Origin of the sequence: Streptomyces sp. NPDC092369 (genome assembly GCF_044755245.1) — a bacterium.
Classification (GTDB): Bacteria; Actinomycetota; Actinomycetes; order Streptomycetales; family Streptomycetaceae; genus Streptomyces.
This window is the reverse complement of record NZ_JBIVQP010000006.1, coordinates 559,829-579,025: the sequence shown is the minus strand read 5'-3', so window position 1 is coordinate 579,025 and position 19,197 is coordinate 559,829. Positions and strand designations below refer to the sequence as shown.

The window sequence follows — 19,197 nt, the reverse complement described above, 5'->3', positions numbered from 1 at the left end:
AGCAAGAACCCAGCTCACTAAGATCCCCGACAACCCCCAGGGCAAGAAGAAGTAGGTCCGACTGATCAAGCCCCTCGCCTGCGAGTTCGCGGCTGGTGAGGGGCTTGACGCTGTTCCGGGACCGTTTCTGGGCTCCTTGTCAGGTGTTACCGGTGCGGTGCCACACGTAGGTGCCGGGCGACGTCTCGACGACCTCGAGGGGGTAGACGTCACGGATGTGGGCGAGCAGGGCCCGCTGTTCACCGACCCACCCCGCCGGCAACCCGAACAAGGGGACGGTGACGGTGACTCCCGACGTGGGTCCGTCGTGCACGGACACCGACATCCGCCCCTGGCTGTCGGGCTTGAATTCCAAGGAGGGCGTTCGGCCGGAGGTAAGCCATGCGGCGAACCTCTGGGACTCCAGAGCGGCCAGGGCGTCTTCCCAGTCCTCCATATCCTCAGGGAGGAGGGTCACCGAGTAGGTGGCGCTGAGGGATTCCGCCAAGATGACGATCTCGCAGTCGAGAAAGTCATGACCGAACAGGATGCCGGGCTGCGAGCGGCCCAGCACGCGCACGGAGACGCTGTGCCCACTGGTCCCTGACAGGTCGGCCAGATGGATCAAGTCGATGACGTCGTCCGTCGCGGTCATGGCGTCCCTCCCCAATGACAAGTACACGGCTCGGCCCCGCCGCCCCGACGGACACGTACCGGCTCAGGGCAGTGAGGCAATGATCTACGCAGTGGGTTGACTCTCCAGCAGAGTTCTCACTGTCAGGGTTTCTGCCAGCGTGCCGGTGAGCCATTCCGCGAGGTTCACGCCCTGGGGCCAGTGCTCGCCTTGAGGGTTGCACCACATAGGGCCTGCGGGATCGCGGAAGTCGTCCAGCGACCAGTTGGTGCAGCCCCAGTCGTAGGGCGGAACCAGGCCGGCCGGGATGTGGCCGGACGGGTCCTGTCCGCCCTGGTACAGCTCGGCGACCTCGACGTACAGGTGCCGAAGGAGAGGAGGAAGCGGGAGACCGATGGTTTCTTCCGCCGCGGTGACGGCATCCGGCGTCGCAGGCGGTGGCAGAGTCCTGGCCCGGGCTGTGATCCGCAACGTCTCGACAACCTGCGGCAGTGTCGGTGGCACAGGCGCGCGAGGCCGCGCCCTCCGGCTGAAGTGGGAACTGCGGGACCATGGTTGGGCAACATGCCGGCTGAGCGAGGGTTCGCAGAGGTGTCGCTGATGTTCGGCACAGTGATGTGGAGATCGGAGCATCCGCGTCCGTTGTTCGCCCCCGCCGTTCTCGCCCTGCTCCAGGATCTCCGCAGACTGCACCTACGTGACGACGCCTGCGAATCGCCCCACGACCTGTCCTCCTCTGACGGTCGGAGATCCACTGTCCGACCGGCGCTGTACGGTCCGCTCCATGGCTGAGAGACCCACGACGAACTGGCGCGACGGCATCGCCGAGGAAGCCGAAGAGCTTGCCGCCGGCACTCTGGACCCTGAATGCGCGTGCATGGTGGGACTCTTCCCCGAAGCACTGCTCACGTCGACCGATGCCGTCCTCGACAGCTTCGAGATGGAGCTCGCCGGGCTGGACGGAGCAGACGACGCGCAGATCTTCGGCGTGGTGGAACGCGTCGTCCTGGCCCTGAACGCCGTGAACGCCGCACACAACGAAGGCGCCTACGACACTGACGAGCGTGAGCAACTGTGCGACTTCATCGACCAGTCGCTCACCGAGCGCGGCATCGACATCGCGGCACTGGCCGCCCGGCATGGACTCGGCATGTACCAGATCACGGACAAGTGGCGGAAGTGGTAAGGAGTGGTGGCACAGGGAAGAGGGATGCGTCACCGCGCAATGGCGGGCCATTTTGGCCGGCTGATGTCGTTCATGTGACCCACGGCCGGGCCGGACCGTGCGTCACCCAGCGGGTGCTCAAACCGCCGCCGTAGCCAACTGATAGAACGCCCGCGTTGTCCGAGGGTGGGCGATCTCGTCCAAGAGGTGGCGCCACTCGGGGTCGGCCACCGTGGAGTGGGCCAGGTCCCAGGCGGTGAGCAGGGGGGCGAGGGTGTTCTCGCCGGTGGTCTCGGTCGGGTCGTCCATCGTGGTGCTCGTCGTGGAGGACAGCAGCGACTTCATGGCGTTTTCCTTCCGGCTGGGGACTGCGAACCTCTGGGATCCGTTGGGTTCAAAGATGCCGTCGGCCGCCCTCCGGAACCATGGCGGGACCTACCGGATCGAGGGTGTAGGTGGCTGCACCCCAGAGGGCCTGCTCGCCCCCCTTCCCCTTCACTCTGGTCGCTCGGGATGATCGAATCCAGCAGGGAGGGGGACTGTGAGCAGGAGACGTTACGTCGCCCGTGGCGTGCCCGGCGGCTACCGGATCTGGGACAACCGAGGGCGCCGATGGTGGGGCGACGTCTACGAGTTGTGCCCCGACGAGCTGTTGACCGAGCTCAACGGGCAGGCGGACCAGGCGCGGATCGTCGAGCTGATGAAGCGGTACCGGGCGCGGAAGCGGTAGTCGCAGGGGTGACCGCCCTGTTCAGTACGAGCATGACGTGCTCGTCCTCGCCGTGCCGCACCGTTCCCGTGCGCTCGAAGCCGAGTTTCTCCAACAGCCGTACCGATCCCGTGTTTCCGGTGAAGGGGTCGGCGTGGAGGGGGCGTGTTCCCTCCCGTTGGAGGAAGAGGGCCAGGGCCTCGGTGCCCGTTCCGCGGCCCCAGTACTGCCGGCCCAGCCAGTAGCCGATGAAGCGGTGGTCCCCTTCCCACCAGGCCACGATGTGGCCTGCCGGTTCACCGGCCACGGTGACCGTCTGCACGAAGACGGTGTCGTCCCCGAGGATCTTCGTGGCCCAGTGGGTCATGAATCTCTCCCGCTCGCGCGGCGCGAACCTCGACCGCCGGACCGCCTCCGCGTCGTGCTCCTGCGCGAAGAAGACCTCCAGGTCGCCTTCCTCGGCATCCCTCAGCCCTACGTCCGGCCGCGCGTCCTCACCCATGCGCCGAGTCTGGCACCCGGCACTGACACCCCCACGAGGAAGGGCCCCGGCGAGATTGCCGGGGCCCTTCCTCGTCGTACGTTTTCAGCCGCACTGGCAGGGATTGCCTGACTGGCATCCGCAGCCGCACCCCGAGCCGCAGCCGCATGCTCCGAAGAGCGGGAGGCTCTTGATCTCGGCGGGGCGGTCCGTCTCGCGCTGCTGCGTCGGGTCGGGCGTGATGGGGGCGGGGGCTTCGGCCATGGGTCCTCCTGGAGGCTCGTGCCTTTGCCCATTGCATGCCCGTTCCGCTGGGCGCATCAACGGCGCACGGGGGCGCCCCTTCCCGGACGCCCCGCCCGCCGAGAGGCCTACGCCTCCTCGACCGCCGTCACCGGCTGGATCTCCGGCTGGATGTCGGGCTGGAGGTCGTCCGCGTGTTCGCCGGTCACCAGGAAGACGACGCGCTTGGCGACGGCCACCGCGTGGTCGGCGAAGCGCTCGTAGTAGCGGCCCAGCAGGGTGACGTCGACGGCCGTCTCGATGCCGTGCTTCCACCGGTCGTCCAGAAGGTGCTGGAAGAGCGTGCGATGGAGGAGGTCCATCGCGTCGTCGTCGGACTCCAGCTGGAGCGCCAGGTCGACGTCCTTGGTGATGATGACCTCGGCCGCCTTCGCCATCAGACGCTGCGCGAGCTGGCCCATCTCCAGGATGGTCGCGTGCAGGTCGTGCGGGATGGCACGTTCCGGGAAGCGCAGCCGGGCGAGCTTCGCCACGTGCTGGGCCAGGTCGCCCGAGCGCTCCAGGTCGGCGGACATCCGCAACGACGTCACGACGATACGAAGGTCGGTCGCCACCGGCTGCTGGCGGGCCAGCAGGGCTATCGCCCGGGCCTCCAGGTCGTGCTGCAGCTCGTCGACCTTCTTGTCGCCCTCGATGACGCTCTCGGCCAGCTTCAGGTCGGAGTCGAGTATGGCGGTCGTGGCGCGCCCGATCGCCGAACCGACCAGCCGGGCCATCTCCACCAGACCGTCGCCGATCGAATCAAGTTCCTCGTGGTACGCGTCCCGCATCAGGGTTCCCTCTCGTACGTATTCTTCGGGGCTGCCGGGGCAGGGGCCCGCGCGTCAGGTTTCCGAAAACCGGCGCTTCGCACCCACGCTCCCACGATCTGGCTTGTACGCGTCCGTTTCCGCCCTCTCAAATGAATCACCCCTAGCTCCCAGGTGAACTCTGGGCGACGAGTGTTCGAGGTCGCACCTCGATGGCTGTGGGGATGTCGTACCGCATGCCTAACCTGGGTGCATGGACGTGAACGCGGCGGTCGCCGCAGCGGCAGCGATCGCCGGGGTATGCACCGGTGTCATCGCCATGCTGGCGTTCCGCTGGAGCGAGCGGGAGCAGAAACGCCCCACTCGCACCTCTCTGCACATGGACCCGGTGCTTCCGCCGGGCGTGGACACCGTCCTGTCCGTGCTCCGCTCCTCGGCCGTCGTCCTGGACGAGGCCGACGCCGTCGTCAAGGCCAGCTCCGCGGCGTACGCCCTGGGACTGGTGCGCGGGGGCCGGCTCTCGGTCGAGCCGATGCTGCAGATGGCCCGGGACACCAGGAGAGACGGAGAGATACGGCAGGTCGAGCTGGACCTGCCCAGACGGGGGACCGGGCGGGGGGAGGCGCTCGCCGTCTCCGCGCGCGTGGCACCCCTCGGGTCGCGGCTGGTACTGCTGCTCGTCGAGGACCTCACCGAGGCCCGACGGATAGAGGCGGTACGCCGCGACTTCGTCGCGAATGTCAGCCATGAGCTGAAGACGCCCGTCGGCGCGCTCTCCCTCCTGTCGGAGGCCGTCATGGACGCCTCCGACGACCCGGAGGCCGTGGAGCGCTTCGCCGGGCGCATGCAGATCGAGGCCACGCGCCTGACCAACCTGGTCCAGGAGCTCATCGACCTCTCCCGGGTGCAGAACGACGACCCGCTGGAGGACGCCGAGCCGGTCCGGGTCGACGAACTGGTCGCCGAGGCCATCGACCGCTGCCGGCACGCGGCCGGCACCAAGCAGATCACCATGGCCGCCGGCGGCACCGCCGACCTGCACGTCTACGGGAACCGGGGCCAGCTCGCCGCTGCCCTCGGCAACCTCGTGGAGAACGCCGTGAACTACTCCCCGGCCCGCACCCGGGTGGGCATAGCCGCCCGCCGGGTCACCGCGCCCGGGGGCGACCACATCGAGGTGGCCGTCACCGACCAGGGAATCGGTATCACCGACAAGGACAAGGAGCGCATCTTCGAGCGCTTCTACCGGGTCGACCCGGCCCGCTCCCGTGCCACCGGCGGCACGGGTCTGGGCCTGGCGATCGTCAAGCACGTGGCCGCCTCGCACGGCGGGGAGGTCACGGTGTGGAGTTCTGAGGGACAGGGCTCCACGTTCACCCTGCGGCTGCCGGAGGCGGGGGCTGCCCGCGACCGCGCACAGCAGCACCCGGACCTCGACGACGAGGCCGGTCAGCCAGACTCCGACCCGGAGTCATCCCCGTATGAACCGCTTCCCGCCCCGGAGGTCCTTCCGTGACCCGAGTGCTCGTCGTCGAGGACGAGGAGTCCTTCTCCGACGCTCTGTCCTACATGCTCCGCAAGGAGGGCTTCGAGGTCGCCGTCGCGACCACCGGGCCCGACGGACTCGACGAGTTCGAGCGCAACGGCGCCGACCTCGTCCTCCTCGACCTGATGCTGCCGGGCCTGCCCGGCACGGAGGTCTGCCGCCAGCTGCGCGGTCGCTCCAACGTCCCGGTGATCATGGTCACCGCCAAGGACAGCGAGATCGACAAGGTCGTCGGCCTGGAAATAGGAGCCGATGACTACGTCACCAAGCCCTTCTCCTCCCGTGAACTGGTCGCCCGTATCCGGGCCGTCCTGCGCCGCCGCGGCGAGCCCGAGGAGGTCACCCCGGCCGCCCTCGAGGCCGGTCCGGTCCGTATGGACGTGGATCGCCACGTGGTCACCGTCTCCGGCTCCAAGGTCGATCTGCCGCTCAAGGAGTTCGACCTCCTGGAGATGCTGCTGCGCAACGCGGGCCGAGTCCTGACCCGCATGCAGCTCATCGACCGGGTCTGGGGCGCCGACTACGTCGGCGACACCAAGACCCTGGACGTCCACGTCAAGCGCCTGCGCGCGAAGATCGAGCCGGACCCGGGCGCGCCGCGGTACCTGGTGACGGTGAGGGGGCTCGGCTACAAGTTCGAGCCGTAAACAACCCTGTACGGCAGCCCAACAGCGTCGTACGTACAAAAAGGGCGGGTCCCCCATAAGGAGGCCCGCCCTTCGGCGTGTGTACGTCCGCTCAGTTGCCGGAGGCCGACGCGCTCGCCGACGCCGCGTCCGTCGGGGTGCCGCCCTCGGGCGTGGTCGCCGTGGCGCTCGCGGACTCGGTCGGCGTGGCCGACGTGTCGCCGCTCGGCTTCGTGGTGGCCGTGTCCGAGGCAGTCGGCGTCGAGCCCGGGGCCTCGGTCGGGCCCCACGTGCTGAAGTAGCTGTCGGCCGGCTGGACGAAGGCGCGCAGGCTCACGTCGCCGGTCGTGCTGAAGGTGAAGGTGACCTTCTGCGCGTTGCCGTCCTGCACGGCCTCGCGGCTGCTGGCCAGGACCGCGGAGGCGTTGCCCTTGCCGCCGAGCACGATGTGGCCGCCGGCCGGGACGGTCAGCGGGCCCTTGCCCTTGGCCGGCTTGAGCTCGGCGGTCTTGCCGGAGCCGGCGAGGGTGATCGAGTCCAGGGTCTGGGCGGTGCGGCCGTTGTTGAACAGGGTCGCGGAGATCACGGCCGGTCCGGTCGACTCCAGGTCCGGCTGGGTGATGACGATGGCGTTCTGGATCTTGATGTCGCCCACCGTGGTCGCCGCGTTGTCCGGCTTGACCTCCAGGGTCTGGGCGTCGTTGCCGGCGGCGCACGCGCCGAGCGAGGCGATCGAGAACGCGATGGCGGCGGCGGCGAGTGCGCCCCGTCGAAGGCTGCTGCTCACGGCGGCGGCAACTCCTTGACTCGAACGTGGCGGCCTATAAAGCCGCCCTAAGTGTCTGTCAGCGGGCTTAGGTTACCGAGCCGTTCCCGCACCGCCGCACCCGACCCTCCCCCGCGGAGCGTCGGCTTCCCCCGGCAGGGGGTAGCCCGCGCGTTCGTCCGGCATTCACATAAGCCGTTCCCGGGTTACGCCGGATACGCCAGGGACCGGCGCGCAAATTTTCCGTGAAGGAATAGACGGCGTACCCGGAATTGATCACGTGAAGGGTCCGGAGCGGCGGAACAACCCGTCGATCAAGCCGCGCATGAACCGCCCGTGAACCCACCCGTGAACCCGTCATCAACCGACCGCGCAGTCCGACCGTGATCAATTTCGGAATCGGCGCGGAAGCGTCTCCCACGCACCGAACGGAGTAGCGGAAGTCGCACACTTGGAACCGGACATATGGGGACGTTAGTCCACTTGGCAGGGGCTCCGGATGTGTGTAACGTGCGCGTTTCTCCTCCCCCGAAGAGCCGCTCCGACCTGCGAATACCTTCTTCCGCTCGGCGCCCGCAGCACGTTCCTGTTGTAGTTGTCAAGCCCCGAGATATGCCCTGACCTGCGAAAACGCCATTCAGAACCCGCCGTTTCCGTGTTACCCTGGATAGCCACGGAAGGGGTACCTGTCACATGACGTTCAAGGTTGGCGACACCGTGGTCTATCCCCATCACGGGGCCGCGCTGATCGAGGCTATCGAAACTCGCCAGATCAAAGGCGTGGACAAGACCTACTTGGTGCTGAAGGTCGCCCAGGGTGACCTGACGGTACGTGTGCCAGCGGACAATGCGGAGTTCGTCGGCGTACGTGATGTGGTCGGTCAGGACGGGCTGGACCGGGTCTTCGAGGTGCTGCGCGCGCCGTATGCCGAGGAGCCCACGAACTGGTCCCGTCGTTACAAGGCAAATCTGGAGAAGCTCGCCTCCGGCGATGTCATCAAGGTCGCGGAAGTCGTGCGTGACCTGTGGCGTCGTGAGCGTGAGCGCGGACTGTCCGCGGGTGAGAAGCGGATGCTCGCCAAGGCCCGCCAGATCCTGGTGAGCGAACTCGCCCTCGCGGAGAACACGAACGAGGACAAGGCCGAGGCTCTGCTCGACGAGGTCCTCGCGTCCTGAACCGACTGTTCTGAACTGACGTAGGCGCACGCCGACTTCAGCACTCAGTACCAGCGGTCAGTACATCGAAATGCCGCGGTGCCCGATGACGTATTCACTGTCGCCGGGCGCTGCGGCATGTTCGCGTCCGAGCGCCTTCGCATACGTCTGCCGCGATTTCTTTCACGGCTTCCGTACGCCCGCGTACGTCCACTCGGGGAGGTTCCCCCGATACTTGGCGTGCCGGGCCCGGGCAGCTGGCTCGACCAGGGTCACGGAAGGGTCCGGTCAGGGCCGTCGCGCCCGGCACTCCCCAGGCCATACCCACGTAGGCCGAGCACACAAACCTGGCAGGAACCGATGTCTGACGATTCGTGCACTTCGCCCGCGGGAGCCCGGACGGCTGCCGTGATTCCGGCCGCCGGCCAGGGCGTACGCCTTGGTCCGGGCGCCCCCAAGGCGCTTCGCGCGCTGGGCGGAACCCCGATGCTCATCCACGCGGTGCGGGCGATGGCCGCCTCCCGCGCCGTCTCCCTGGTCGTCGTCGTGGCCCCGCCGGACGGCTCGCCCGAGGTCAAGTCGCTCCTCGACGCGCACGCGCTGCCCGACCGGACCGACTTCCTCGTCGTTCCGGGCGGAGAGAGCCGCCAGGAGTCGGTGAAGCTCGGCCTCGACGCGCTGCCGCCCGACTACGACATCGTGCTGGTGCACGACGCCGCCCGCCCGCTGGTCCCCGTGGACACGGTGGACGCGGTGATCGAGGCGGTACGGGCCGGGGCGCCGGCCGTCGTGCCCGCGCTGCCGCTGGCCGACACCGTCAAGGAGGTCGAACCGGCCGGCACCCCGGGCGAGCCGGAGCCGGTCGTCGCCACCCCGGTGCGGGCCCGGCTGCGCGCCGTGCAGACGCCCCAGGGCTTCGATCGGGCCACGCTGATCCGCGCCCACGAGACGGTCACCGAGGACGTCACCGACGACGCGAGCATGGTCGAGAAGCTCGGCAAGACCGTGCTGCTGGTGCCCGGGCACGAGGAGGCCTTCAAGGTGACGCGCCCGCTGGACCTGGTCCTCGCGGAGGCGGTCCTGGCCCGCAGGAGGCTCAACGATGGCTTCTGAGACCGGCCCCGTGCCGTACGTGCTGCCCCAGGTCGGCATCGGCACCGACATCCACGCCTTCGAGGAGGGCCGCGAGCTGTGGTGCGCGGGCCTGAAGTGGGAGGGGGAGGGGCCGGGGCTCGCCGGTCACTCCGACGCGGACGTCGTCGCGCACGCCGCGTGCAACGCGCTCTTCTCCGCCGCGGGCCTCGGTGACCTCGGACAGCACTTCGGCACCGGCCGCCCCGAGTGGTCCGGCGCCTCCGGCGTCACGCTGCTGACGGAGGCCGCCCGCATCGTCCGCGAGGCCGGCTTCCGCGTCGGGAACATCGCCGTCCAGGTCGTAGGACCGCGCCCGAAGATCGGCAAGCGGCGCGACGAGGCCCAGAAGCTCCTGTCGGAGGCGGCCGGAGCGCCGGTCTCCGTGTCGGGGGCGACGACGGACGGGCTCGGTTTCCCGGGCCGCGAGGAGGGGTTGATGGCGGTGGCCACGGCCCTGGTGGTGCGCACCGGCTGAGTGTCGATCACCCGCGCCGACCGGGTCGCTCGTGGGCGCGCGCGATGTTACAAGTCCGGTGCAACGCATCGCCTCCGGCCCACTACCCTGGAGTCGTGACTATTCGCCTGTACGACACCGGTGCCCGGCAGATTCGCGACTTCGTCCCGCTCACTCCGGGCTGTGTCTCGATCTACCTGTGTGGCGCCACCGTGCAGGCCGCACCCCACATCGGGCACATCCGTTCGGGCCTCAACTTCGACATCATGCGCCGCTGGCTCGACTACCGCGGCTTCGAGGTGACGTTCGTCAGGAACGTGACGGACATCGACGACAAGATCATCACCAAGGCGGCCGAGCAGGGCCGCCCGTGGTGGTCGATCGGCTACGAGAACGAGCGCGCGTTCAACGACGGCTACACCGCCCTCGGCTGCCTGCCGCCCACCTACGAGCCGCGCGCCACCGGGCACGTCACCGAGATGGTCGAGATGATGCAGGGCCTGATCGAGCGCGGTCACGCCTACGAGGTGGACGGCAACGTCTACTTCGACGTGCGCTCCTTCCCGGGCTACCTCCAGTTGTCCCGGCAGGAGCTCGACAACCTGCTCCAGCCCTCGGGCGAGGGCGAGACCGGCAAGCGCGACCCCCGCGACTTCGCCATGTGGAAAGCAGCGAAACCCGGCGAGCCCACCTGGGCGACCCCGTGGGGCCGCGGCCGTCCCGGCTGGCACCTGGAGTGCTCGGCGATGGCGCACAAGTACCTGGGCCCCGCCTTCGACATCCACGGCGGCGGCCTCGACCTGATCTTCCCGCACCACGAGAACGAGATCGCCCAGGCCAAGGGCTACGGTGACGACTTCGCGCAGTACTGGGTGCACAACGCCTGGGTGACCATGGCCGGCGACAAGATGTCCAAGTCGCTGGGCAACAGCGTCCTGGTCAGCGAGATGGTCAAGGCCTGGCGCCCGATCGTGCTGCGCTACTACCTGGGCACCCCGCACTACCGCTCGATGATCGAGTACAGCGAGGAGTCGCTGCGCGAGGCCGAGTCGGCGTTCGCACGCATCGAGGGCTTCATGCAGCGCGTGGTGGAGAAGGCCGGCTCCGTCGAGCCGTCCGCCGAGGTGCCGCCCGCGTTCGCCGAGGCGATGGACGACGACCTGGGCGTCCCGCAGGCCCTCGCCGTCGTGCACACCACCGTCCGGCAGGGCAACAGCGCGCTGGCCGCCGACGACAAGGAAGCCGCCGTGGCCCGCCTCGCCGAGGTGCGTGCCATGCTCGGCGTCCTCGGCCTCGACCCGTTCGACCCGCACTGGGCCGGCGAGAGCGACCGCGGCGAGGACCTGCACGGGGTGGTCGACAGCCTCGTACGACTCGTGCTCGATCAGCGGGAAGCGGCGCGGACCCGTAAGGACTGGGCCACCGCGGACGCCATCCGGGACCAGCTCGGGCAGTCCGGGCTCGCCATCGAGGACGGGCCGCAGGGCCCTCGTTGGAGCCTCGGACCGCGCTGACACGCGCTCGACCGCTCCGACCGATCTCTTGATCGATTGTGCCGTCCGGGCCACCGGGCGGCACAATCCATATACGTACGTCCGCACGCTTCATACAGACAGGTAGGTCATGGCCACTAACAACCGCCGCATGTCCGGCAAGAAGGGCGCGCAGGTCGGCAGCGGTGGCCAGCGGCGCAAGGCTCTCGAGGGCAAGGGTCCCACCCCGCCCGCCGAGGCGCGCAAGGGCCACAAGAAGAACCGCGTCGCCAACGCCAAGGCGAAGCAGGCGGTACGCCGTCCCACGGCCCGCGGCCGTGGTGGCAGGTCCACCTCCGAGCTGGTCGTCGGCCGCAACCCGGTCGTCGAGGCGCTGCGCGAGGGCGTGCCCGCGTCCATGCTCTACGTCCAGCAGTTCATCGACAACGACGAGCGCGTCCGCGAGGCCCTCCAGCTCGCCGCCGAGCGCGGCGGGATCAACCTCATGGAGGCCCCCCGCCCCGAGCTCGACCGCATGACCAACGGCCTCAACCACCAGGGGCTCGTGCTCCAGGTCCCGCCGTACGAGTACGCGCACCCCGAGGACCTGGCCAGCACCGCCTACGACGCCGGTGAGGACCCGCTGATCGTCGCCCTCGACGGCGTCACCGACCCGCGCAACCTGGGTGCCGTCGTCCGCTCGGTCTCCGCGTTCGCCGGTCACGGTGTCGTCGTACCGGAGCGGCGCGCGGCCGGGATGACGGCCGGGGCCTGGAAGACGTCGGCCGGCGCCGCCGCCCGTACGCCCGTCGCCCGGGCCACCAACCTCACCCGCGCCCTTGAGGCGTACAAGAAGCAGGGCATCGCGATCGTCGGTCTCGCCGCCGACGGCGAGCACGAGATCGGCGAACTGGCCGCTCTGGGCGGGCCGGTCGTCATCGTGGTCGGCAGCGAGGGCAAGGGCCTGTCCCGACTGGTCGGCGAGACCTGCGACTACCGCGTGCGCATCCCGATGCCGGGCGGCGCCGAGTCGCTCAACGCCGGTGTGGCGGCCGGGATCGTCCTCTACGAGGCCGCGCGCCGCCGGGTCTGACGGCAGGCGTGCCGCGGGGCCCGACGGCAGGCGGGCCGCGGCGACTGAACAGACGTGCCGCGGGGACTGAACAGGCGTGCCCCTCCTCACCCTTGCGGGTCAATCCGGGCGAGGAGGGCAACCTTGACGGAGTCCGGACAGATCCGCCCCAGTCAAAGCAGTGTCCTAAACACACGTCACTCGGTTAGATGAGTGTGGACACCAGAACACCCCGCACACCCACGGGGGACGGCCCGTCGGGATTCGACGACGCTCCCGCGCTGAGCATGGTGAAGGTGCCGAGCGATCCGGCGCAGGTCATCGTCAATCATGCGAGCTTCCGCGTGCAGTTGGGCGCCTCGACCCGAGGTCCCCAATCGCCGCGGATCGCACGGCACTTGGGCCCCGCCGACGACAACTCCCGGATCCCCGCCGCAGGTCGCGCGCCGCGCCGCCGTCCCGTCGTGTGGAGCGGCAGCGCCGCCCCCGACGACACCGGCGCCCACCGCCTGCTCCAGGCCGTGCGCAGCGGCAGCGTCGGCCATCCGGACGAGTCGTCGGGCGACGCCGGGGCCACCCAGGTCATCCCCCGCGTGGACGTAGGCGGTTACGACGACGTCTACGACTCGCTCGACCAGACCGTAGAGACCCCGATCGTCGGCGCCCAGCGCAGCCGCGAGGACACCGGCGGCACCCGCCTGTTGCCCGACATGCGGCCCGTCGGCAGCGCCTACGACGAGGAACCCGCCTACGGGGACCAGGAGTTCGAGGACTTCGAGGACGGCACGGGCGAGGGCCGCCCGGCCCGGCGCGGCGTCGACCCGGCACGGCACGCCTATTACCCGGGCCGCCGCATGAACCTCGGCGTCGTCCTCCTCCCGCTGCGCATCTTCCTCGGCTTCATCTCCATCTACGCCGGCATGGGCAAGCTGTGCGACCCCGTCTACTTCGACGGCGGCAAGCGCGGCTCCATGGTCAAGTGGCTCAACACCCTGCATCCGTGGGAAGTCGCCGAGCCACTGCGCCAGTTCGCCCTTCACCACCCCGTCGGCTCCGGCCTCGTCATCGCCTTCGCCCAGGTCGTCGTCGGCGTCCTGACGGTGCTGGGCTGCTGGCAGCGGGTCGCCGCCGTCTTCGGCGCGCTGCTGTCGGCCGCGCTCATCGTCACCGTCAGCTGGAAGACCGTCCCCGCCTACGACGCCCCCGACATCATCTACCTCGCCGCCTGGTCCCCGCTGATCATCGCGGGCGCCCCCGTCTACTCCGTGGACGGCCGCCTCGCGGGCAGCGCCTGGCGCCGGCTCGGCCCCCGCGCCGACATCTGGGAGCTGCGCCAGTACGTGCTGCGCCGCGGCATCCTCGTCACCGCGATCGTCACCGGCCTCACCCTGCTGCTCGGCTCCCTGCTGGGCGGCGCGGTCCGCGACGCCGACCGCGTGGTCGTCCCCGGCCCCGGCGAGGCCCCGCGCAACGAGCTGCCCGGCTCCCCGCTCCCGCAGAAGCCCGGCAAGAAGCACAGCGAGTCGCCGAAGGCCTCGACGACTCCCACCCAGGCCGCCACCACCGGCGCCACGCCGTCCGGCAAGGCGACCACCCCGGGCGCGACCCGAGGCACCACCACCGGTGGCGGCGCCCCGAGCCAGACCCAGGGCACCGGCGGCCAGGCCCCGCCCCAGCAGTCCTCGCCCGCCGGCGGCGGCGCCCCGAGCACCAGCTCCGGGCCCACCTCAGGCGGTACGAGCGGCGGCACCGGCTCGACAGGCGGCACCGGCACCGGGGGCACCTCCTCCGGCCAACCGGGCCTGGTGGGCGGCCTGTTGGGGTAGCCGAGCCGGTGGGCAAGATCCTGGGCACGCCCGCCGGCTGAACGATCGCCCGCAGAGCAGAAAAGCAGAACAGGAAAACGAGGGGTCCCGCACCGGGTACAGGTACGGGGCCCCTCGACGCAGGTCACCTCATGCCGTTGAGGGGCGCGGGGAACTGCGCGACCGGCCCCCACCGGCCGTCAGCCGGGAAACAACCCCTCACCGCCCCAGAGCGGCCAGCTCCTTCGCCGCCTCCGTCAGGTCCTTCGCCGTGTCGATGGCCCGCCAGTACGCCCCGTGCGGGATCGGGAAGCCGGCCAGCCGCCTCTCCCGCGCGAGATGCGGGAACGTCGTCCGCTCGTGATCCCCACGCTCCGGCAACAGCTCCGAGAACCCGGGCGCGAAGACGTACACACCCGCGTTGATCTCGTACGTCGTCGGCGGGGACTCGATGAAGTCCGTGATGTGTCCGAAGCCGTCCGTCTTCACGGCGCCCCAGGGGATGCGGGGCCGGGCCAGGGCCAGGGTCGCGAGCGCGTCGCGTTCGGCGTGGAAGTCGGCCATGTCCCGCAGGGAGAAGCGGGTCCAGATGTCGCCGTTGGTGGCGTACCAGGGCCGGTCGGGGTGGGGGAGATGCGCGGCCGCGTACTTCAGGCCGCCGCCGCGGCCCAGGGGCTCGGTCTCTATGACCGTCTTGACGTTCACCGGCAGGTCGGCGGTGGCCAGCCACTTCTCCAGGACGTCGGCGAGATGGCCGCAGCTGACCACGACGTCCGTCACGCCCTCCTCGGCCAGCCAGGTCAGCTGATGGCCGATGATCGGAGTCCCCGTGCCGGGGATCTCGACCATCGGCTTGGGCCGGTCGTCGGTGTACGGACGCAGCCGGGAGCCCTGGCCACCGGCCAGGACGACGGCTTGAACAGGGCGTGCGGCGGCGTTCGGATCGGTCATGACTCGAACTGTACGACGCGCCCGGCGGGCGGCCGGATTCGGCAACCGATCCGTGATGAGCCGCAGCCCTCCTCCGCGCCTGACCGGTCCGGAGGAGGGCCGGGAGCCCTCGTGTGCCTCAGCTGTGGACCGCGGCGACCCCCGAGGCGAAGGACGTGTCGCAGACGGGGCGGGCGTACGACTGCGCCTTGGAGGGCCCGTACACGCGCACCGCGGCCTTGCCGAGGGCGCGCGCGATGGACACGCAGTGCTCGGCGAGCGAGGGGCGCTCGGTGACCGCCTGCTGGAGGTGCGTGAGGACCTCGCCCGGGTTCTCCTCCTGGAGCTCGGCGAGGAGTTGGTCGCGCAGTACGTCCTGGGGGGCGCGGTGGACCGCCGCGGCGCCCTTGGCGTCGTCGATCGCGTCGGAGGCGGTGAGCACCGAGGACGAGGCGTTCCCCGACCAGTTGACTCGGGTGACCGCGAGGGTCCCGGAGAGCACCAGGACGACGGGCAGGACAAGGGCGAGCGTGCGGCCGATCCGGCGGGCGGGGCCCCGGCCGCGTCGCGTCTGTTGGTTAGTGGAGTGCTTCACGCTCGTGAGGGTAGCGCCCGGTGATGATTTGGCGACATTTAGTCACCGGTTCGGGGGATGAAGTGGTGCCTCTTTTTGGGTAACGGGTTGACGGGGCTGGTCGAAACGTCCGGAGTGCCGGGGTATCCGAGAGACGGAGACGGAAGTGGAGCGCCGGGGTGTCCGGGAAACGGAGAGGGCCCCCGCGGTGCGCCCGCGAAGGCCCTTCTGCGTATCGCTGTTCTTCGGGTCAGTCGGTGAGGCGCTCGCCCGTGGAGGTCGAGAACACGTGGGTCTCGCCCGGCCGCGGGACCACGTGGAGCGTGGTGCCCTTCTCCGGGACGCGGCGGCCCTCGACGCGGACGACGAGGTCCTTGGTCTCGCCGCCGACCTCGGCGCTGCCGTAGACGTAACCGTCGGCGCCCAGCTCCTCGACGACGTTCACGGAGACCGCGAGACCGGCCGGGGCGTCCTCGGAGTGCTTCGTCAGGGACGAGGCGACCTCGCCGTTCTCCCCGACGATGTCGAAGTGCTCCGGACGGACGCCGACGGTCACCGTCTTGTCGCCCTTGTCGGTGGCGGCCTTCAGGGCGTCACGGTTGACCGGGACGACGCTGTTGCCGAACTTCACGCCGCCGTCGGTGATCGGGACCTCGACCAGGTTCATGGCCGGGGAGCCGATGAAGCCGGCGACGAAGAGGTTGGCGGGGCGGTCGTACATGTTGCGCGGGGAGTCGACCTGCTGGAGCAGCCCGTCCTTGAGAACGGCCACGCGGTCGCCCATCGTCATGGCCTCGACCTGGTCGTGGGTGACGTAGACGGTGGTGATGCCGAGGCGGCGCTGCAGCGAGGCGATCTGCGTACGGGTGGAGACGCGGAGCTTGGCGTCCAGGTTGGACAGCGGCTCGTCCATGAGGAAGACCTGGGGCTCACGCACGATGGCGCGGCCCATCGCGACACGCTGGCGCTGACCGCCGGACAGGGCCTTCGGCTTGCGGTCCAGGTAGTCGCTGAGGTCGAGGATCTTCGCGGCCTCCTCGACCTTCTTGCGGATGTCCGCCTTGTTCACGCCGGCGATCTTGAGGGCGAAGCCCATGTTGTCGGCGACGCTCATGTGCGGGTACAGCGCGTAGTTCTGGAACACCATGGCGATGTCCCGGTCCTTGGGCGGCAGGTGCGTGACGTCGCGCTCGCCGATGCGGATGGAGCCGGCGTTCACGTCCTCGAGCCCCGCGAGCATGCGGAGCGAGGTGGACTTGCCGCAACCGGACGGACCGACGAGGACGAGGAACTCGCCGTCCCCGACCTCGATCTCCAGTCCATCGACGGCGGGCTTCTCGGTGCCCGGGTAGATCCGGGTCGCCTTGTCGAACGAGACAGTGGCCATGGTGAAGGCCCCCTTCTACCGGCAGGAACGTGCCGGACGATCCGTTGTAGGAAGGTGGTGTAGTCCACAAGAGCGGACTGGCTTCGGACGGTACCTCGCGTTCGCCTGGTCTGTCAGTACCCGTGGGCATGTGAACTTCGCGGAAATTTTCGACAGGGCGCCGCTGTGAGCTGGGTACACTGCACGGGCACGCCCGCCGCGCAGGGCGCGGGCGCGTGCAGGCCTCCTTAGCTCAGATGGCCAGAGCAACGCACTTGTAATGCGTAGGTCGTCGGTTCGAATCCGACAGGGGGCTCACCTGCAAGCCCAGCTCTGACGGTGTCTGAGCTGGGCTTTTGCGTTCAGCGGATGCGGCGGCGGCGTTGGGCGCGTGCCGCGCGGCGGTCGACGGTCTCAGTTCTGGTCTCAGTCGCGGGTTCCTGGGCCCGTTCTGGGTCCGGCATGAAGGTGTCTCCCATGCGGCGCATGGCGTCCTTGGAGAGGTGGCTGCGGCCCTTCACGTACCTGCGGGTCTGGGTGATCTGGGTGTGCCGCAGGATCTCCATGATCGTGGGCATGTCGACCCCGAGTTCGTTCAGGGTCGTGCCGGCGGTGTGGCGGCTTCCGTCGTACAGGCGGCGGTCCGCGATGCCGGACTCTTCAAGGAGTTCCTTGAATTCCTCCCAGTCGTCGTGGGGGTCGATGGGGCTGCCGTCCGGTCGACTGAAGACGACGTTGTGTTCCTGCCACGCGTCGCCTGCCGCCGCCTTCATGGCCTCCTGCTCTTTCTTGTGCTCGCGGAGGTAGGGGATGAAGGGTGGGGGGATCGGGACGGGCTCTGTGCTCTTTTTCGTTTTGGGGCGGGTGAAGACCAGGCCGCCGCCTTTCCGTTCGGGGCACGTGCTCGCGTGTTTGGTGCAGTCCCGCGGGCAGGGCTTGGGGCATCCGCGTTTGTAGTTCTCGTGCCGCGCGCAGTCCGGCGGGCAGAGCTCGAAGCGGTGCAGGCGTTGGCCGCACGCGTGCGGGTTCTTGCAGCCGTGGCGCCAAGTGAGCCGTTGGAGTTGCCACTTGGGGTGGAAGAGCCCGTTGTCCAGGTCGACGTATGGCCAGCGGAATCTCAGGGTTTCCCCGGGGCGAAAGCCCGTACCGACACCGACGACCCAGCGCATGAAGGTGGGTCGTTTGGCGGCGGCTTTCAGGAACGCTTTGGCCTCCTCGATCGTGAACGGATTCGCCTCGGTCTCGTCGACAGTGGGTGGGTCGACGAGGGTGGCGACGTTCTCGGCGATGATCCGGCGGCGGTGGGCGATTTTCAGGGCACGGGAGAGGATGCGGTGCACCTTGAGTACGTGGGAGGGCGCGTGTCCGGCGTCGAGCATCCTCCGGTACATCCGCTCAAGGTGTTCCGGCTGGAGCTTGTCGAGGCGATGCTTGCCGACGCCAGGGACGATGTCATTGCGGGTCTTCGACCAGTAGTCGTCCAGGGAGCGGGGCTTGAGTTTCAGGCTCGCGATGTCGGTGAGGTACGTGGTCATCCACTGCTCTACGGTCGGCTTACGTCCGGCCTTGGGGGCGCGTCCCTTGTCGCGCAGGTTCTCCAACTCGCGGACTTTGCGGCGCACTTCAGGCTCAGTCCTGGCCCTGCGGTGGCGGCGGTCGGGGCTTCCGTCGTCCTTGACGCCCATCGTGACGCGGCCGTGCCGCCAACCGTCACTGCCCTCGTAGACGGATGACTCCATGTTCGGGTTGCGGGGGCTCATGTGCTCCTCAATGCAGGAGGCGGCCCCGGACTGTTGGTCCGGGGCCGCCTCGGTGGGGCCTGGTCAGTGGGGCAGGGGTTCTAGGCCGTTCACGAATGCCTCAAGGTCGCCGCGGCGTATGCGGCGGGAGCGGCCCCGCTTGACGTACTTCAAGGCCCCCTCGGCCATCAACTCGTAGACGGTTGAGCGGCCGAAACGGAGGACCGTGGCGGCTTCCTTGGGGGTGTAGAGCAACTGGTCGGCAGGGGCGAGGACGGTACTCATCGGGGTGTATCTCCTCGGGGTCTCAGGAGTGTGCTGCGCCGGGGCAGGGGCCCGCTTCACGGACCGTGTCTGTCCGAGGTACGGATTTCTGCGTCACAGCGTCACCTGCGTCAATCAGGCTTCTGACCTGCCGGTTTGAGTGACGCAGAGCGTTGGGGGTGCGTCACCGGTGACGCAGGCTGTCCGTCACGCGTGACGCGGGTGACGCGGCGTGACGCAGTCGGCGGCCGTCTGCGTCACGCCCGTCTGCGCA

21 protein-coding genes, 1 tRNA gene and 1 pseudogene are annotated in these 19,197 nt (G+C 69.3%); 11 read left to right on the top strand and 12 right to left on the bottom strand.

What is annotated here, in order from left to right; genetic code table 11:
- Positions 1 to 139 precede the first annotated feature (139 nt).
- The gene (locus ACIQI8_RS34595) at positions 140 to 634 is read right to left on the bottom strand and encodes a DUF5959 family protein (protein WP_402359401.1); all 495 of its coding nucleotides are present in this window, start codon (positions 632 to 634) and stop codon (positions 140 to 142) included.
- Positions 635 to 718: 84 nt separating this feature from the next.
- The gene (locus ACIQI8_RS34590; RefSeq protein ID WP_402359398.1) at positions 719 to 1,084 is read right to left on the bottom strand and encodes a hypothetical protein; all 366 of its coding nucleotides are present in this window, start codon (positions 1,082 to 1,084) and stop codon (positions 719 to 721) included.
- 313 nt (positions 1,085 to 1,397) lie between these two features.
- On the opposite strand from ACIQI8_RS34590, the gene ACIQI8_RS34585 reads away from it, so the two are divergent.
- The gene (locus tag ACIQI8_RS34585; protein ID WP_402359395.1) at positions 1,398 to 1,799 is read left to right on the top strand and encodes a hypothetical protein; all 402 of its coding nucleotides are present in this window, start codon (positions 1,398 to 1,400) and stop codon (positions 1,797 to 1,799) included.
- A gap of 117 nt (positions 1,800 to 1,916) precedes the next feature.
- Here ACIQI8_RS34585 and ACIQI8_RS34580 read toward each other — a convergent pair whose 3' ends face one another.
- Positions 1,917 to 2,123 carry a hypothetical protein gene (locus ACIQI8_RS34580; protein WP_402359758.1) on the bottom strand — a complete coding sequence of 69 codons (207 nt, stop codon included), beginning with the start codon at positions 2,121 to 2,123 and terminating at the stop codon, positions 1,917 to 1,919.
- 196 nt (positions 2,124 to 2,319) lie between these two features.
- Between ACIQI8_RS34580 and ACIQI8_RS34575 the strand changes: the two genes are divergently transcribed.
- On the top strand, positions 2,320 to 2,508 hold the full coding sequence (locus tag ACIQI8_RS34575; protein WP_402359392.1) for a hypothetical protein: 189 nt from the start codon (positions 2,320 to 2,322) through the stop codon (positions 2,506 to 2,508).
- Between the two features lie 19 nt (positions 2,509 to 2,527).
- On the opposite strand, the pseudogene ACIQI8_RS34570 reads toward ACIQI8_RS34575, so the two are convergent.
- From ACIQI8_RS34570 to phoU, 3 genes and pseudogenes are all read right to left on the bottom strand, one after another.
- A pseudogene (locus tag ACIQI8_RS34570) lies at positions 2,528 to 2,989 on the bottom strand (GNAT family N-acetyltransferase); the annotation flags it as partial.
- An 84-nt stretch (positions 2,990 to 3,073) separates the two neighbouring features.
- Positions 3,074 to 3,232 (bottom strand): hypothetical protein, encoded by a 159-nt coding sequence (locus tag ACIQI8_RS34565; RefSeq protein WP_402359389.1) that lies wholly within the window; start codon positions 3,230 to 3,232, stop codon positions 3,074 to 3,076.
- A gap of 107 nt (positions 3,233 to 3,339) precedes the next feature.
- Complete coding sequence (gene phoU, locus ACIQI8_RS34560) at positions 3,340 to 4,041, bottom strand: phosphate signaling complex protein PhoU (RefSeq protein WP_402359386.1); 702 nt, start codon at positions 4,039 to 4,041, stop codon at positions 3,340 to 3,342.
- A gap of 232 nt (positions 4,042 to 4,273) precedes the next feature.
- On the opposite strand from phoU, the gene ACIQI8_RS34555 reads away from it, so the two are divergent.
- Both ACIQI8_RS34555 and ACIQI8_RS34550 read left to right on the top strand, forming a co-directional pair.
- Positions 4,274 to 5,536, top strand: coding sequence for a sensor histidine kinase (locus tag ACIQI8_RS34555; RefSeq protein ID WP_402359383.1), 1,263 nt, complete (start codon positions 4,274 to 4,276; stop codon positions 5,534 to 5,536).
- On the top strand, positions 5,533 to 6,213 hold the full coding sequence (locus ACIQI8_RS34550; RefSeq protein WP_015659563.1) for a response regulator transcription factor: 681 nt from the start codon (positions 5,533 to 5,535) through the stop codon (positions 6,211 to 6,213). Before ACIQI8_RS34555 ends, ACIQI8_RS34550 begins: the two co-directional genes overlap by 4 nt.
- 91 nt (positions 6,214 to 6,304) lie before the next feature.
- Here the strand turns inward: ACIQI8_RS34550 and ACIQI8_RS34545 are convergent, their stop codons facing one another.
- Complete coding sequence (locus ACIQI8_RS34545) at positions 6,305 to 6,979, bottom strand: DUF461 domain-containing protein (protein WP_402359380.1); 675 nt, start codon at positions 6,977 to 6,979, stop codon at positions 6,305 to 6,307.
- 672 nt (positions 6,980 to 7,651) lie between these two features.
- Between ACIQI8_RS34545 and ACIQI8_RS34540 the strand changes: the two genes are divergently transcribed.
- The 6 genes from ACIQI8_RS34540 (at position 7,652) to ACIQI8_RS34515 (ending at position 14,071) form a co-directional block, all read left to right on the top strand.
- Positions 7,652 to 8,134: a CarD family transcriptional regulator gene (locus ACIQI8_RS34540; protein ID WP_003953493.1), complete on the top strand. Its 483-nt coding sequence runs from the start codon at positions 7,652 to 7,654 to the stop codon at positions 8,132 to 8,134.
- A gap of 339 nt (positions 8,135 to 8,473) precedes the next feature.
- Positions 8,474 to 9,226: a 2-C-methyl-D-erythritol 4-phosphate cytidylyltransferase gene (ispD, locus tag ACIQI8_RS34535; protein WP_402359377.1), complete on the top strand. Its 753-nt coding sequence runs from the start codon at positions 8,474 to 8,476 to the stop codon at positions 9,224 to 9,226.
- Positions 9,216 to 9,722: a 2-C-methyl-D-erythritol 2,4-cyclodiphosphate synthase gene (gene ispF, locus ACIQI8_RS34530; protein WP_402359374.1), complete on the top strand. Its 507-nt coding sequence runs from the start codon at positions 9,216 to 9,218 to the stop codon at positions 9,720 to 9,722. Before ispD ends, ispF begins: the two co-directional genes overlap by 11 nt.
- 95 nt (positions 9,723 to 9,817) lie before the next feature.
- Positions 9,818 to 11,215 (top strand): cysteine--tRNA ligase, encoded by a 1,398-nt coding sequence (gene cysS, locus ACIQI8_RS34525; RefSeq protein WP_402359371.1) that lies wholly within the window; start codon positions 9,818 to 9,820, stop codon positions 11,213 to 11,215.
- Positions 11,216 to 11,324: 109 nt separating this feature from the next.
- A complete protein-coding gene (gene rlmB / locus ACIQI8_RS34520; RefSeq protein ID WP_402359369.1) occupies positions 11,325 to 12,266 on the top strand; it encodes a 23S rRNA (guanosine(2251)-2'-O)-methyltransferase RlmB in 942 nt (313 codons plus the stop codon).
- A gap of 188 nt (positions 12,267 to 12,454) precedes the next feature.
- Positions 12,455 to 14,071 (top strand): DoxX family membrane protein, encoded by a 1,617-nt coding sequence (locus ACIQI8_RS34515; RefSeq protein WP_402359366.1) that lies wholly within the window; start codon positions 12,455 to 12,457, stop codon positions 14,069 to 14,071.
- A gap of 198 nt (positions 14,072 to 14,269) precedes the next feature.
- On the opposite strand, the gene ACIQI8_RS34510 is transcribed toward ACIQI8_RS34515, so the two are convergent.
- From ACIQI8_RS34510 to ACIQI8_RS34500, 3 genes are all read right to left on the bottom strand, one after another.
- Positions 14,270 to 15,001, bottom strand: a complete 732-nt coding sequence (locus tag ACIQI8_RS34510; protein WP_402359364.1) for an NDP-sugar synthase — start codon at positions 14,999 to 15,001, stop codon at positions 14,270 to 14,272.
- Between the two features lie 118 nt (positions 15,002 to 15,119).
- Positions 15,120 to 15,575 carry a hypothetical protein gene (locus ACIQI8_RS34505; protein ID WP_402359361.1) on the bottom strand — a complete coding sequence of 152 codons (456 nt, stop codon included), beginning with the start codon at positions 15,573 to 15,575 and terminating at the stop codon, positions 15,120 to 15,122.
- A 229-nt stretch (positions 15,576 to 15,804) separates the two neighbouring features.
- Positions 15,805 to 16,941: an ABC transporter ATP-binding protein gene (locus tag ACIQI8_RS34500; RefSeq protein WP_402359358.1), complete on the bottom strand. Its 1,137-nt coding sequence runs from the start codon at positions 16,939 to 16,941 to the stop codon at positions 15,805 to 15,807.
- Positions 16,942 to 17,162: 221 nt separating this feature from the next.
- Between ACIQI8_RS34500 and ACIQI8_RS34495 the strand changes: the two genes are divergently transcribed.
- A tRNA-Thr gene (locus tag ACIQI8_RS34495) sits at positions 17,163 to 17,236 on the top strand.
- Positions 17,237 to 17,282: 46 nt separating this feature from the next.
- Here the strand turns inward: ACIQI8_RS34495 and ACIQI8_RS34490 are convergent.
- Entirely contained in the window at positions 17,283 to 18,680 is a 1,398-nt protein-coding gene (locus ACIQI8_RS34490) for a tyrosine-type recombinase/integrase (RefSeq protein WP_402359355.1), read from the bottom strand.
- 63 nt (positions 18,681 to 18,743) lie between these two features.
- Positions 18,744 to 18,944: a helix-turn-helix domain-containing protein gene (locus ACIQI8_RS34485; protein WP_402359352.1), complete on the bottom strand. Its 201-nt coding sequence runs from the start codon at positions 18,942 to 18,944 to the stop codon at positions 18,744 to 18,746.
- Between the last annotated feature and the right edge of the window lie 253 nt (positions 18,945 to 19,197).

Excerpts from the sequence above, each read along its gene's own strand:
- ACIQI8_RS34485 (WP_402359352.1), bottom strand. The coding sequence starts at position 18,944 with ATGAGTACCGTCCTCGCCCCTGCCGACCAGTTGCTCTACACCCCCAAG.
- ACIQI8_RS34500 (WP_402359358.1), bottom strand. The coding sequence starts at position 16,941 with ATGGCCACTGTCTCGTTCGACAAGGCGACCCGGATCTACCCGGGCACC.
- ACIQI8_RS34540 (WP_003953493.1), top strand. The coding sequence starts at position 7,652 with ATGACGTTCAAGGTTGGCGACACCGTGGTCTATCCCCATCACGGGGCC.
- ACIQI8_RS34555 (WP_402359383.1), top strand. The coding sequence starts at position 4,274 with ATGGACGTGAACGCGGCGGTCGCCGCAGCGGCAGCGATCGCCGGGGTA.
- ACIQI8_RS34595 (WP_402359401.1), bottom strand. The coding sequence starts at position 634 with ATGACCGCGACGGACGACGTCATCGACTTGATCCATCTGGCCGACCTG.
- phoU (WP_402359386.1), bottom strand. The coding sequence starts at position 4,041 with ATGCGGGACGCGTACCACGAGGAACTTGATTCGATCGGCGACGGTCTG.
- ACIQI8_RS34565 (WP_402359389.1), bottom strand. The coding sequence starts at position 3,232 with ATGGCCGAAGCCCCCGCCCCCATCACGCCCGACCCGACGCAGCAGCGC.
- rlmB (WP_402359369.1), top strand. The coding sequence starts at position 11,325 with ATGGCCACTAACAACCGCCGCATGTCCGGCAAGAAGGGCGCGCAGGTC.
- ispD (WP_402359377.1), top strand. The coding sequence starts at position 8,474 with ATGTCTGACGATTCGTGCACTTCGCCCGCGGGAGCCCGGACGGCTGCC.
- ACIQI8_RS34490 (WP_402359355.1), bottom strand. The coding sequence starts at position 18,680 with ATGAGCCCCCGCAACCCGAACATGGAGTCATCCGTCTACGAGGGCAGT.
- ACIQI8_RS34585 (WP_402359395.1), top strand. The coding sequence starts at position 1,398 with ATGGCTGAGAGACCCACGACGAACTGGCGCGACGGCATCGCCGAGGAA.
- ACIQI8_RS34515 (WP_402359366.1), top strand. The coding sequence starts at position 12,455 with ATGAGTGTGGACACCAGAACACCCCGCACACCCACGGGGGACGGCCCG.
- ACIQI8_RS34510 (WP_402359364.1), bottom strand. The coding sequence starts at position 15,001 with ATGACCGATCCGAACGCCGCCGCACGCCCTGTTCAAGCCGTCGTCCTG.
- ACIQI8_RS34580 (WP_402359758.1), bottom strand. The coding sequence starts at position 2,123 with ATGAAGTCGCTGCTGTCCTCCACGACGAGCACCACGATGGACGACCCG.
- ispF (WP_402359374.1), top strand. The coding sequence starts at position 9,216 with ATGGCTTCTGAGACCGGCCCCGTGCCGTACGTGCTGCCCCAGGTCGGC.